The organism is Bacillus sp. FSL M7-1020, from assembly GCF_038050415.1.
Classification (GTDB): Bacteria; Bacillota; Bacilli; order Bacillales; family Bacillaceae_G; genus Bacillus_A; species Bacillus_A toyonensis.
In genome coordinates this window covers 1,712,130-1,725,794 of record NZ_JBBOTW010000001.1, presented here as the reverse complement: position 1 = coordinate 1,725,794, position 13,665 = coordinate 1,712,130, and the positions used below count along the sequence as shown (strand labels likewise).

Here is a 13,665-nt window from a genome sequence, read left to right as displayed (position 1 = left end):
CTCGCTTTTTCCATTTTATCACTTTTTGGCAATACTTGTATCTTTTTAGAAAATTTTGTACTCAAGTTAAAAAAACACAGTTAACGAATACGTAATCTCTCTTTCAATTGTTTTAAATAACGAGATCGTATTATTAAGAAGTATACAACTTGAATTCCTACGAAAATACTTAATACAATTGTATTTTCTTTAAACAGTGAGTACTCAAACATCTGTCCTAACGCAGTTAACGCTACTGCCCCATGTAATGTTGCAACACCTATCGGAACGAAGAATAAAAGTGCCAATCGAATTGTAACTACTTTCGATAATTCCCCACTCGTTAAGCCAACTTTTCGAATCATTTCAAATAACCGAGTATCATCCTCCAAATCAGAAAATAAACGGAAGTAAAGGAAGCTTCCTGCACATACGAAAAATACAATACCAATAAAGAAACCTACAAATAAAATTGGTCCTGCGATTTGTAAACTTTGGTTTTGTTCGTACTCTTCTGCACTAAACGTTGCATGTTCTTCATAAGGCTTCATCTGACTCGTAAGTTCTTTACCAACCTTAATTTCATCTTTCATTCCTTCAGTTTTATACATATAATCTTTTGTTTCTATAAATCCACCTTGTAATGAATCATATTGATTATTAGGGATTACATAAACATTTCCTCTTAATATTTTCCCCAATGAAGACGAAGTAACTTTTTTCACTTTTAAATGTTCATTCATATTAGGTAAAGTAATTTCTTTTCTTTCTTTCATCGGTGGTCCTGGTATTTCGGCCGACAAAAATAAAACCTCTTTATTTGCTACAGTATTAAATGGTTCTCCTGTTAACTTTGCATATTCCTTATACTCTGATTCTTTTATAAAAATGGCGCTTCTTAATGACTGCTCCTCCGTTTTCTTCGATGAGATATTAGTTTTTGAAGCTGCTATATTATGTTTTTTTAGTCCCTCATCGATGATCTTTAGATGCTGTGATTCATTACTATTCCCTTGCTTAGAGTGGTAATGAAACGCAATTGGCCTCTCCATAATCCCTTTCGTCATTGATGCAAAGCCAACTAATGTACCTATTGCCGAAAATGCTACAGTTGAAATTATCGTTACAATAAAGAACATTCTTGCGTTATCTCTCATACGGTACGCTAAATCTGACAACGTAATAATATTTGTCTGTGTCCAATAGAAACGTTTACTTTTTTTACATAGCCGAATAATAAAGACACTCAACTGCTTGTACAGCAAATACGTACCAATAATGACTACCGTTGTAACCGGAATCATCATCACAAATACCATAGCACCATGTGACATAAGAGCGCCTGTATAACCAGTACTAAGCAATACTACTGCTAATATAGAAGAAATACTCGATGCTTTCGGTTCTGGCTTCGCCTCTGCTGATCCTCTAAACAATTTCATAATATTATTTTTACGAACCATTCCGGCACTAAATAATGAAATAATCATAAATAATATGAAAAACATAATACTCGTTACAACAGCTGCTTTCATTGGAATGTAATAGGATAAGGAAATATCTAGTTTTAATATCATTGGGGCTACAAAAATTAATACTCCTGAAAACAACATACCTGAAAGAATCCCGAAAATAATTGCCCCTATTCCAATCATAATATTTTCAAAGAAGATAAGACGCTTTAATTGATATTTCGTCATACCAAGCATCATTAAAATTCCTAGTTCACGCTTTCTCGTTTTTAAAAACATTCCCATTGAATATAAAATAAAGAAGAATGTAAATACGTAAATAATAGACTGTGCAAACGACATACTTACAAATACATACTGTCCTAATTCTCCTGCACTTAATGCCGGATGAAACGCAAAAAACGAATATACAAAAAAGGCCATAATTGCAAATGCACTACTCAAAAAATATGCTGAATATGTCCGTCTATTTCGCGTTACATTCCGATATGCGAGTTCTCTAATGTTCATATTACTTCTCCGCCCTTCTACTAACTATGCTTTTATAGTAGTAAAGTAGGGAGATACCTTCCATCGATTCAAATGACAAAAACCTTACATTTTTGAAAGGTAAAAAAATTGCTTAAACGAAACAGTTTCATTATAATGACTACATTCATATTCATACACACATCCTATTGTATATTCGTTAGTTTTGCGAAATAATAAAGGATAGAAGTATGTACCAATATATACATAAAATTTTTTTATTTACCGCTTTAATATGAATAGGAGGAAAACATAATGACATTACAAGAACAGATTATGAAAGCATTACATGTTCAGCCTGTAATTGATCCGAAAGTAGAAATTCGTAAACGAGTTGATTTCTTAAAAGATTATGTAAAAAAAACAGGTGCGAAAGGATTTGTACTTGGAATTAGCGGCGGCCAAGACTCTACATTAGCAGGACGTTTAGCACAGCTTGCAGTTGAAGAAATTCGTAACGAAGGTGGTAACGCAACGTTTATCGCTGTACGTCTTCCTTACAAAGTGCAAAAGGATGAAGATGACGCACAATTAGCATTACAATTTATTCAAGCTGATCAATCAACTGCATTTGATATCGCTTCAACCGTTGATGCTTTTTCAAATCAATACGAGAACTTATTAGGTGAATCATTAACTGATTTCAATAAAGGTAACGTGAAAGCTCGTATCCGTATGGTTACACAATATGCAATTGGTGGACAAAAAGGTCTACTTGTTATCGGAACAGATCATGCTGCAGAAGCTGTAACAGGATTCTTTACAAAATTCGGAGATGGTGGTGCAGATTTATTACCATTAACGGGGTTAACGAAGCGCCAAGGACGTGCTTTATTACAAGAGTTAGGTGCAGATGAGCGTCTTTACTTAAAAATGCCCACAGCTGATTTATTAGATGAAAAGCCAGGTCAAGCTGATGAAACAGAATTAGGCATTACTTACGATCAATTAGATGATTATTTAGAAGGTAAATCAGTTCCAGCTGACGTTGCAGAAAAAATCGAAAAGCGTTACACAGTGAGTGAACATAAAAGACAAGTACCAGCGTCAATGTTTGATGATTGGTGGAAATAGAACATAAAAAAGAAGCTAATCTTTTAGCTTCTTTTTTATATGTTAGCGATATACCCCTACTCTTTTCTCCAATAAATCTTGCAAGCAATCTTCATGTTGTTTACAAAATAACGGAGGCATTTTGTCTAATGGGAAAAATTTTAAATCTAACGTTTCATCACCGTCTATTTTTTTATTCCCTCCAACTATTGAGCATGAAAAGCACATCACAATTGTCTGTGCTTTATCTCCATTTGGATATGTTTGAAAATATTTTGTATACACTCCAATAAGCTCATGTATTTCTACATCATACCCAGTTTCTTCTTTTATTTCTCGAATCGCAGTTTCCGCAGCCGACTCTCCTATCTCCATTGCGCCACCTGGAAAGCCCCAAGCATTAAAGTCTCCTCTTTTTTGCAGTAATACTTCTCCCTCTTTATTAAACACAAAACCACCCGCAAAGTTTAAGAAAACATAATCATGTCCTACTTTTTCACGTAATTCTTTTATATAATCGGCCATTTCCTTTCCCCTTTTCATACGTCTTCCATCGTTATCTCGCTATTTGCCAGGCAGTAAGATCCCCACCTCAAAATGTAGCGGAAGCAAAGTAATTAGGTGGGAGATCAACTGCTCGTAAAAGCCTTCACTTTACTTCTTATTTATTTCTAGCAATTCAATAATTCGATCTAGCTTCTGATTCATATTGATAACATGTTGTTTTTTTGCAGCGCTACTTTGCAATAATCTTCTAATAAACAAAGTAAATGATAGGAAAAACAAAACGATAAGTCCGATTACTAAACAATTATATATCAATATAAAAATATTACTTTCGAACAAATCCATTTAAATTCCACATCCTTCCTTTTTATTTTATCACACAATTCTGTTTTTAAAAACGATACATAATAAAAAGAGCACCTTTTACAGATGCTCTTCTTCATTACTTAATACGTAAATGTAATTGTCGCTAATGAATAACCTGCCATCGCACTATATGGTGCTACTTGATAAGATACACGCTTTGCACCTTTTGGCCAATTTATTTCATTTAATACTTTCTTTATATCTTGCATTGTTCCATCCATGGACTGCTTATATCGTACTTCTACCTTTTCTGGTTTACTAGCAAATTGTTGCTGCAACTTTTGCTTAAATTCATTATAATTTTCCGCTCCATATTGTGCAGATAAGTATTGTAAATTTGTTTCTTTTAACATTTGCTCATATACGACGGTTTTTGAACTACCAGCTTTTATTTTGTTTGTTAACTCACCAAAGTAACTTGTAGTTGCCGCTGGATATTTACTACGATCCCAGTCGTGGTCTTTACTTAATTGTTCGTCAGACATATTAAAATATGAATATGTTACACGTCCAGCTTTATCTGGTACTGGATCATCGAATGTAGTATCAAGGTGGTACCATTTGTTTTCAATGTTCACTAAATTCCAAGCATGAGCTTGTCCATTTCCTGTACCAGTTACAATATGATTTTGAATACCTGCTTCTTTTAGTAATTCATATGTTAATAATGTATACCCTTGGCAAACAGCAGAACGGTTCGCTAACGCTTCATATGCTGTATACGCTTGATAAGAAGTGTCGTATGATACATGTTTCACAACATAATCATGAATAGCTTTTACTTTTTCATGCGCATCCATTCCTGGCTTTACAATTGAACTTATAATTGCTTTCGCCTGAGATTTTACATATTGTGTTTGCTCTTTTGATTCACGGTATTTCACTTGTAGTGTAAACGAATAGTTCCCTGGCATCCCTTTAATAGAATATCTAGTAGAGGCTACATTATATTTTACATACTCATCAGCATCTACGATTTTATTAAACTCGCCGTACAATTGGTCCATAATCTTTCTAGCATCTCTATCTTTTGTTTTATATGTGATTGTAATATTTTCTTCACGATTATCAATCTGTTTTTTTAGTTCTTTTCTGAAATCATCTAATAACTTTACATCTGATTGTGTCGTCACTACAGTTGGATTCGTAGCTGCATAAGATACAGTTGACGATTGTAAGCCTCCCATTACAATCGTTGAACAAAGTGCGGCAGCTGTCATATACTTACTTGTCTTTCCCATCTTGTCACTCCTTATATTCTATAACTATACGAAAAAGTATCGTATAGTTTCAGAGTATACAATACTTTTCAAAATAGGTCATATGAGATTATGCATATTAATTAATTCACATAAAAAAGGTTACTCTTTTAAAAAGAGCAACCTTTTTTATTAACAAGTTTGTAACACACAGCATGTATTTTCAAAACGTCGATTTTTCAAATCTTCATTACCAATACAGAAATATAGCATTCCTAACTCTCCCCAAACCATATTACAATTTTTATGATCTGAATCGATTTGGAATAAAAGCGTCATTTGCTGTGGATCTATCCCCATATATTCTCCTGTCTCATGTAGTACTTCCTCTTGTACATAGAATGGCTCACCAAACATTTGATGGTTATCGTAGTTATCTGGGATTAGTTCTTCAAGTAATTGCAAGAAACGATCTGAATCGGCCTCATCTTCAATGAAAAGTTCTGGTAATTTATACGTCAGTTCAAAAGTAATTGCGCATTGATTATATTTCGCTTGCGTTTCATCCGCTCTTCGTAATTGCTCTACTGGAACATCATAATAAAGTACGCGCCCAGCTTCCATTGGATTCACATCTTCTTCAAAGTAATTTTCAATGCTAAAGAAATATAACATTCCTGCCTTAGGTAGATTGTGATTCATACGAACGTTTTGTAAATCATTTAGATTAAATTGCGCGATAAAATGTAACGGATTTCCTTTATACATTGGATATTCAAATGTATCCGGTAAATCAGGAGCTCCCCCCATTTTTGAACTACCAATCGCAACCGTTTCTTGCTGCTCAGGCACAACTTTTACACAAGGAAATACAGTATTAATAAGTTCCTCTTTTAAATGTGTCAGTCCATATTTATCAATTAACACTTCAATTTTGTTATCCATATATTCTCCTTACATCTCTATACTTATTTGTATCATAGCACAAAGATTATACTCCATATATCACAAAATCAACAAGCCTTCCAAAAAACGGGCTTATCCCTCATACGCGAACAAGTTTAAAAAAGCATAGTATACATTGTTCCTACAAACACGATAGTTCTTTATTCCTTCCAGTACATTTTCCCTTCGTTCATTTTCATTTTTAATTTAAGGAGGAATTCCACATGGGTTACGGATATAGTTGCGGCGGTTACGGTTACGGCGGTAGTTGTGGTGGATGTGGTTATGGAGGTTTCGCTTTATTAATCGTTTTATTTATCCTTCTAATCATCATCGGAGCTAGCTGTTGGGGCGGCTTTGTAGGCTGCTAGTAAACTTAAAAACTATTGTAAAAAAGCACGTATATTACGTGCTTTTTTTACATTTTCATTTTTAGAAAGGAAGTATGTGCAATGAAAATTGATGGTGTTTTTGAAGGAGGCGGTGTGCGTGGAATTGCACATGTAGGGGCAATTTGCGCGTTAGCTGAAAAAGGGTATGAATGGGAGCGTGTAGCTGGAACATCGGCTGGTGCTATTATTGCAGCTCTTTTAGCTGCTGGCTATTCTTGTTCAGAATTAAAAACAATTATAACTGATATTGATTATAACAAATTTATGAAGAAAACTTTCCTTGATAGAATCCCGTTTATCGGTAAAGGAATAAGTGCATGGTCTACTCTAGGTATTTATTCCAATGTATTTATAGAAGAATGGCTTGAAGAATTACTACGAAAAAAAGGAATTCACTTATTTACAGATTTACCTGATTTAAACAAACTTAAAATTATTGCTTCTGATATAAGCAACGGTAAAATGGTTGTCTTTCCCGATGACTTGCCAAACTACGGATTTTTAAATTATCGCTTCTCGATTGCTAAGGCAGTAAGAATGAGTAGTACCATTCCTTTCTTCTTTGAACCAGTAAAATGGAGAACACCAAAATGGAAACAACCTTGTTATATGGTTGATGGTGGGATTTTAAGCAATTATCCCATTTGGATTTTTGACTCCCCTACCTCACCTCGCTGGCCAACTTTTGGATTTCATTTTGTAAAAGATGAAATTCAAGCTGATCCCGCCCATTATAAAGAGCCCATTTCCATGTTCAAAGGACTATTTAAAACAATGATGCAAGCTCATGATTTACGGCATTTAGATAAAGAATCAAAAGCAAGAACAATTACAATTCCTACAGGGACGATTACAAGTACAAATTTTGAATTAACGAAAGAGGAAAAAGAATGGCTTTACAATTCTGGTTATAACTCCGCAAATAAGTTTTTACAATCTTGGAACTTCAGACAATATGTTGATGAATATAGAAATGGAAATCAACATCGCAAAACCAATCGATTTTTCCGTCAGCTTGACTCATAATATTATTATTTTCATACGAGATTTCTTGACGCTTTAATAATAAATAAGCCTAGTAATTTCATATATTACTAGGCTTATTTACCAACTACGTACCCCACACATTGCTTACGGATAAGTTAACCCTTTCGCTTCTTCCGCGGTAATTACTATGTAACGATTTCCCGTTCTTAATCCTAGCAGTTCTGCTTTTTCGACTGCGTCCTGCTTCGTCTCTGCATAAGCAGCTAAATATTTATCTCCATCGATAATTTGGCAAATTACATATTGTTTCATTACTTTCTCCTTTTACATTTTAATTAGTTGTGCAAGTTTTTTTATACCTATTTCAATTTCTTCTAACGTTGCATATGAATACGATAGTCGCAAAAATTGGTTTGCACTTCTATCATACAAAGTACCTGGATTTAATATAATCTTTTCTTGTAAAGCTTTGTCAAATAAGCTACGATTCGAAACGGGTACATTCATATGTAACCAAATATAAAAACCACCTGTCGGTTCATACCATGTTGCTATTTCACGACAATATTTCTCTAACATATGTAACATAAAATCTCTACGTTTCTTCAATTCATTTCTTACAAACTGTAAATGTTCATCATATAATCCATTTGTAAACCATTCTGCTGCAATTTGCTGGGATATAGAACTCGAACCATAATCTGTTTGCATTTTTATATCTGCCAACCTTTGAATTACTGATTCAGGTCCAACTATCCATCCAATTCTTAAACCTGGACTAATCACTTTAGACATACTCCCGATATATAGTACAATTCCGTTTTTATCATATGCTTTTAAAGGCTTTGAAACAGGCTCATCAAACCATAAGTCTTGATACACTGCGTCCTCTATAATAGGCAATCCAATTTCATTACATATCTCCATTACTTCTTTCCGCTTCTCTGCATTCATACTAAAGTTCGTCGGATTATGAAAAGACGGAATTGTATATAAAATAGATGCGTTAAATTGCTTCTTATATTTCGCAATATATGATGCATTTAATCCATTCTTATCCATTGGTATTCCAATTAAACGCATTCCTGCTGATTGAAAAACATTAAGCGAATATAAATAGGATGGTTTTTCTAGTAAAATCGATGCCCCTTTCGGAAGAAGCCCCATAGAAATAAGTTGCAACGCTTGAATTGCTCCTGAAACAATTAAAATAGAATTAGGAGATACATATACACCATGCCCTTTTAAGTAGCCCGCAATTTTCTCCCTTAAATAGAGATTTCCTTTCGGCTCTTCATACCCAAGTGGCACGTTTGATTGCAACAGCTTATTCATTATTAGTTTCATCTTTTTTTCAGGTAAGAGACTCGGCGCGAGTTCACCTGTTCCTAAACGAATTACATGCGGATAAAATTCAGCTTGATTAATATCTTGAATAGCAGGAAGGTTCGGATAATGAAGCCCTGTTTCTACATAAGACTGCCAATTAGGAGGCGGAGCATATGTTGAAGTGTTCTCATTATTATTTACAACAATCGTTCCCTTTCGGCCATTTCCCTCAATGTACCCTTTTACTGCTAGTTCATCGAAAGCCATTACAATTGTACTTCGATTCACACCAAATGTATGTGCCAAATCTCTTTGTGAAGGTAACTTTGTTCCAACAGTCCATTCTCCATTAACGATTCTTTCTTTTATATACGTTTCTATTTGTTTATACAAAGGAGACGCTAAAGACATATCAGGCTTCCAAACTAACCTTTCCATCATACATATCACCTTACATTCTTTTTGGTTGGTGACCTCCCCAACCATATGGATGGATACAAATTTTCATTTCTTCTATACAATATACACTATCATAATGAATTAAAGTAGGAGGTAATATAATGAGTGAAGCGATTATTCACGGTATCATCCTTGCATTTGGCCTTATCATTCCATTAGGTGTCCAAAATGTTTTCGTATTTAACCAAGGTGCGAGCCAACCTAATATTTGGAGGGCAGCCCCTGTAGTATTAACTGCTTCTCTATGTGATACGTTACTAATATTAATTGCAGTACAGGGTGTATCCCTTGTACTCCTTACTTTTTCTTGGCTAACGACGACATTATATACGATTGGATTTATCTTTCTCATATATATGGGCTTCGTTATTTGGAGAAGTAAGCCTTCCAAAGATGTAAAACAAGAAAAAAGCATGCCTTTAAAAAAACAAATTATTTTCGCTGTATCGGTTTCGTTATTAAATCCACATGCGATTTTAGATACGATCGGTGTAATTGGGACAAATTCTATTCAATATATAGGAAGTGAAAAATGGGCTTTTACATCTGCAACGATTATCATTTCTTGGATTTGGTTTATTAGCTTAGCTTTAGCTGGAAAGTTTTTAAAGAGGCTAGACTCAACTGGAAAGGCAATCGTATTATTAAACAAAATTTCAGGACTCGTCATATGGGGAGTCGCACTTTATATGTTAAAACAAGTTATTTTCCCTAACTAAATTAATAGGATTGCACGCTAATTATAGGCCATGCAATCCTATTTCAAATTATGCAGTCGGTTCTGGATTCTGTTTTATTGCCTTTTCATCTTTTGCTGGTTTAATCCAAATCATTGCTATAACGGCACCAATAACAGCGAAAATACTTGTCAAATAAAACACTTCATGGTCCGATCCTTTCATAAAAAATGAATATAGGGGTGGTCCAGCTGCTACACCGATAAATCGCATCGAACTATAAAATGACGTAACCGTGCCTCTCTGCTCCTTTTCAATCCCTTGTGTAATTAGGGCATCTAAACATGGGAGTGCCATACCAATTCCTACTCCCATAATAACGAGACATAGAAGTAGTAAATAGATCCCTTTTATAAATAAAGGGATTATAACTGATGCCGCAGCCAGTAAAAAGCCAATATAAATACACTTCTTCATAACATTTTGATTATCTCCAATTTTTTTACCAGCCATATATGAACTAATCGATAATACAAGCAAAGGAATAGCAAGTACACACCCTTTCCATATACCATGAATGTCATACTTTGACTCCAGTATAGTAGACAAATAAAAGAGAATTCCGAATAAAATAAGCATTATAATTGCACCTAGTGCAAAAATGGCAATTAACCATCTTCCCTTTTCTCGAAACGTAGAGATAATAGCTTGAATAAACTCTCTTAGTGGTGGTACTTCTCCTTCTTGTTTTTTTGCTTTTACTAGTACCAGTAATAAAACAATCGATACTACACATAAAACTGGAATCGCCCAAAATGGTAAGAACCATACAATGGCAGCTAGAGCAGATCCTAAAATAGGGCTGAGTACTTTTCCAAATGTATTTGATGTCTCAATGATTCCTAAACCTGCGCTAACCTGTTTTTCATCTTTGTATAAATCACCAACACACGGTATAACAACTGGCATTGCACCAGCAGCACCAATACCTTGAATCGCTCTACCGATAAGTATCCAAACGTAGGGATTATCAACTTTCCATGATACCCAACCAGTTACCGCTCCTCCGATAGCCGCAATCAGTAAACTCGGAACCATTACCATCTTCCGTCCCCATCTATCTGATAAATAACCAGCAATCGGTATAAGTAAAATTGCAACTATGGAGTAAATTGTAATAATCATGGATACTTGAAACGATGAAATATGTAATTTCTTTTCGATAGTCGGCAGTATTGGAATGAGCATTGAATTCCCTAATGTCATAACAAGTGGAACTGATGCAAGCGCAATTAAACAACAGTTTTCTTTTTTTAACATGTTGACTTCGGAACCTTTCATCATATATTTCTTACCATATAATAGCCCTGGTGGAACGTAATTTTTCATTCCACCAGGGCTATTACATCTTTACTACTTCCCATTCATAACGAAAGAAATTGGGTAAAATATAGTATTATTCCTATTGTTTGAATCCAGTTCGCTATATATCCATACCAATTAATTGAAAAAAAAAGAAAGGAAGAATCCTTCCTTTCTCCTATAACCTTCTACATTTAGCGAGTATATCCGCCACCAAGTTGTTGTTCTGCCATCGCTACAAGGCGTTTCGTGATTTCACCACCTACAGAACCGTTTGCACGTGAAGAAGTTTCAGCTCCAAGTTGTACACCAAACTCTTGTGCAATTTCATATTTCATTTGATCTAGAGCCGCTTGTGCTCCATGTGATGCTAATTGATTAGAATTACGATTTCTAGCCATTACCAATCACCTCCTTGATATATATATAAATTGTGCCAAATTCGAATTTAAATACATGGTAATTTTTGGTTATTTTTAACTATAAAAAAAGAGACTCTAAATAGAGACTCTTTTATCATTTTATATTACGAAGTTACTACCTCTAATCTTCTATCTGTTAATACTTTCATTTCTTCTTTTAATATATCTTTCGCGTTGTGTCCAAACCATTCTAGCGAAGCAAAATAGTCCGTATCTCGCACTTCCCGAATGATATCATCATAATTTACAATACCTTCAAATAATGGAACCATACCAATACGACTTCCCGCTGCGGCATATACATTATTAGGTTCAAATACATGTAAATAATCCGCTGACGATATATTCTTAAAATGGTAATGTTGTATCCACGGTCTTAGTCGATGAAAACTGTCTATTGGATCTGCACCAGACTCCCATATATGAAGAAAATCAAGGTTTATTTTCAAATTCGGATGGTCTACTTCTTCTAATAATTCCAAAGTAGACGGCAACGTGTCCGTTAACGTATTTGGATGTGTTTCTAAAAGTACATACATATCATGCTGAGCAAATAAATCACAAATCTTGTGAATTCTCTTTACATACTCTTGTCTCTCTTGTTTCGAGAAGTCTACACTCCCTTTTTGTCCGGCAAACGTACGAATTTTATTCGTATTAAACCAATTTGCTAACATTACGAGTTGTTCACATTTCCCCATCGTTTTTTCAAAATCTGCTGATAATGATATGTCTAAATAATCACTTATCATCGTAATTTCTAAGTTTTTATCCTTTAAAAAATTCAACTCTCGTTCTGTCGTTTCACGCTCTTGCACATACAAATTTTGTGCATGAGTTCCCCACAATTCAATTCCTTCAAAACCGTTTTCATATGCAAATTGAACAATATCAGTAAATGAAATTAATTGATGACGAAATGAAATGGTACATAGCGAATATTTCATAACTTTAAACTCCCCTATCTTAAATTCAGTTAGCTTTTTAAAGAGTTACGACAGACTGATTTGTTTTCATACCTTTCCATGATAGAAACTGTCTCTCTAATTCCTTCTTAATTTGCAGTTCAATTGCATTCATTTCATCCAGTTTTTCAATAATCGATACGAGCATACCCTTATTATTCGTCATTGCCATTTTAATTGCACGATACTGTACATTTGTAAATCCTTGTACAATATCCTCTACCCGATCACACCAATAATCAAACTCCTCTTCCGAGTATTGTAACGTTTCACGGAAGTATGCAAAGGCATGTTCATAACTATATTTACGAATTGCAAGTACTGGTATTTGTTTTACTGCTACTACAAGCTTAGAGAGCGAATACCCCTCTTCCTCATTTGCCATTTTTATAATTAAATTTTTTAATTCCATAGTCAGTTCATTATCATACTTTTTGAATGTCTCAGTGAAATAATTAGCTACCATTTCTTGCGTCGGCTCCTGAATCGCCTCTACATCAATGAAATAACCACCACCAAATGGATTATCTTGAACAGAGTGAATCACTTTTTCTCTTTCCATATTCCCTTCCCAACGAAAATCAGGATCTAACATGAACCATTCTTCTTCTTTCTCTGTCTTCGATATCATTAAATAATGCGGAAATGGTTTTTGGTGAAACTTATTTTCCCTCTCTGGTAATAAAGACATATCCACCATTACAATTACATAACGATTTTCCGGCTTATTTTCTACTAATTCTAAAAATGTTTCTACATTTCTATCTTTATCTTTTGCATGATCATACCATTCGTTCACTTTAATACCATACAGTTTTTCATACCAAAGTAAATAATTATCATGGTTAATGTTTTCGGAGTGATACGAAATAATTCCGCCTTCTGTTATATCAAAGTCTCCATCCCATAGTCCAAAATAAAATGGACGAAAATCTATATCACCACGTCTTTTTATAATTTCACAAAAACAGCTCACTAAACAGTGCACTTTAATTGAAGTCATACTCTCATCCACTTTCTCCA

General features: G+C 34.4%; 15 protein-coding genes. 4 read left to right on the top strand and 11 right to left on the bottom strand.

The window, feature by feature from the left end:
• Positions 1–80: 80 nt before the first annotated feature.
• Complete coding sequence (locus MHB70_RS08850) at positions 81–1,961, bottom strand: FtsX-like permease family protein (RefSeq protein ID WP_061529895.1); 1,881 nt, start codon at positions 1,959–1,961, stop codon at positions 81–83.
• Positions 1,962–2,234: 273 nt separating this feature from the next.
• Between MHB70_RS08850 and nadE the strand changes: the two genes are divergently transcribed.
• The gene (nadE, locus tag MHB70_RS08845; RefSeq protein WP_000174898.1) at positions 2,235–3,053 is read left to right on the top strand and encodes an ammonia-dependent NAD(+) synthetase; all 819 of its coding nucleotides are present in this window, start codon (positions 2,235–2,237) and stop codon (positions 3,051–3,053) included.
• A gap of 42 nt (positions 3,054–3,095) precedes the next feature.
• On the opposite strand, the gene MHB70_RS08840 is transcribed toward nadE, so the two are convergent.
• From MHB70_RS08840 to MHB70_RS08825, 4 genes are all read right to left on the bottom strand, one after another.
• Positions 3,096–3,557, bottom strand: a complete 462-nt coding sequence (locus tag MHB70_RS08840; protein WP_000796418.1) for an NUDIX hydrolase — start codon at positions 3,555–3,557, stop codon at positions 3,096–3,098.
• 129 nt (positions 3,558–3,686) lie between these two features.
• Complete coding sequence (locus tag MHB70_RS08835; RefSeq protein ID WP_000362874.1) at positions 3,687–3,884, bottom strand: DUF4083 domain-containing protein; 198 nt, start codon at positions 3,882–3,884, stop codon at positions 3,687–3,689.
• Positions 3,885–3,985: 101 nt separating this feature from the next.
• Positions 3,986–5,146, bottom strand: a complete 1,161-nt coding sequence (locus tag MHB70_RS08830; protein WP_061529894.1) for a transglutaminase domain-containing protein — start codon at positions 5,144–5,146, stop codon at positions 3,986–3,988.
• Positions 5,147–5,296: 150 nt separating this feature from the next.
• Positions 5,297–6,049 (bottom strand): YwqG family protein, encoded by a 753-nt coding sequence (locus MHB70_RS08825; protein WP_061529893.1) that lies wholly within the window; start codon positions 6,047–6,049, stop codon positions 5,297–5,299.
• A 224-nt stretch (positions 6,050–6,273) separates the two neighbouring features.
• Here MHB70_RS08825 and MHB70_RS08820 point away from each other — a divergent pair, with 224 nt between their 5' ends.
• Positions 6,274–6,420 (top strand): YjcZ family sporulation protein, encoded by a 147-nt coding sequence (locus tag MHB70_RS08820; protein WP_000540425.1) that lies wholly within the window; start codon positions 6,274–6,276, stop codon positions 6,418–6,420.
• A gap of 81 nt (positions 6,421–6,501) precedes the next feature.
• Positions 6,502–7,467 carry a patatin-like phospholipase family protein gene (locus tag MHB70_RS08815; protein ID WP_000686786.1) on the top strand — a complete coding sequence of 322 codons (966 nt, stop codon included), beginning with the start codon at positions 6,502–6,504 and terminating at the stop codon, positions 7,465–7,467.
• Between the two features lie 105 nt (positions 7,468–7,572).
• On the opposite strand, the gene MHB70_RS08810 is transcribed toward MHB70_RS08815, so the two are convergent.
• Entirely contained in the window at positions 7,573–7,740 is a 168-nt protein-coding gene (locus tag MHB70_RS08810) for a DUF3933 family protein (protein WP_000816372.1), read from the bottom strand.
• 12 nt (positions 7,741–7,752) lie between these two features.
• Positions 7,753–9,198 (bottom strand): aminotransferase-like domain-containing protein, encoded by a 1,446-nt coding sequence (locus tag MHB70_RS08805; RefSeq protein ID WP_002047855.1) that lies wholly within the window; start codon positions 9,196–9,198, stop codon positions 7,753–7,755.
• 119 nt (positions 9,199–9,317) lie between these two features.
• Here MHB70_RS08805 and MHB70_RS08800 point away from each other — a divergent pair, with 119 nt between their 5' ends.
• The gene (locus MHB70_RS08800) at positions 9,318–9,935 is read left to right on the top strand and encodes a LysE/ArgO family amino acid transporter (RefSeq protein ID WP_001287314.1); all 618 of its coding nucleotides are present in this window, start codon (positions 9,318–9,320) and stop codon (positions 9,933–9,935) included.
• A 48-nt stretch (positions 9,936–9,983) separates the two neighbouring features.
• On the opposite strand, the gene MHB70_RS08795 is transcribed toward MHB70_RS08800, so the two are convergent.
• The 4 genes from MHB70_RS08795 to MHB70_RS08780 form a co-directional block, all read right to left on the bottom strand.
• Positions 9,984–11,213 carry an MFS transporter gene (locus MHB70_RS08795; RefSeq protein ID WP_033658409.1) on the bottom strand — a complete coding sequence of 410 codons (1,230 nt, stop codon included), beginning with the start codon at positions 11,211–11,213 and terminating at the stop codon, positions 9,984–9,986.
• A gap of 236 nt (positions 11,214–11,449) precedes the next feature.
• Complete coding sequence (locus tag MHB70_RS08790; RefSeq protein ID WP_000113546.1) at positions 11,450–11,656, bottom strand: alpha/beta-type small acid-soluble spore protein; 207 nt, start codon at positions 11,654–11,656, stop codon at positions 11,450–11,452.
• 125 nt (positions 11,657–11,781) lie between these two features.
• Complete coding sequence (locus MHB70_RS08785) at positions 11,782–12,624, bottom strand: sugar phosphate isomerase/epimerase family protein (RefSeq protein WP_000877704.1); 843 nt, start codon at positions 12,622–12,624, stop codon at positions 11,782–11,784.
• Positions 12,625–12,661: 37 nt separating this feature from the next.
• A complete protein-coding gene (locus MHB70_RS08780) occupies positions 12,662–13,645 on the bottom strand; it encodes a DUF6005 family protein (RefSeq protein ID WP_000200694.1) in 984 nt (327 codons plus the stop codon).
• Positions 13,646–13,665: the final 20 nt, after the last annotated feature.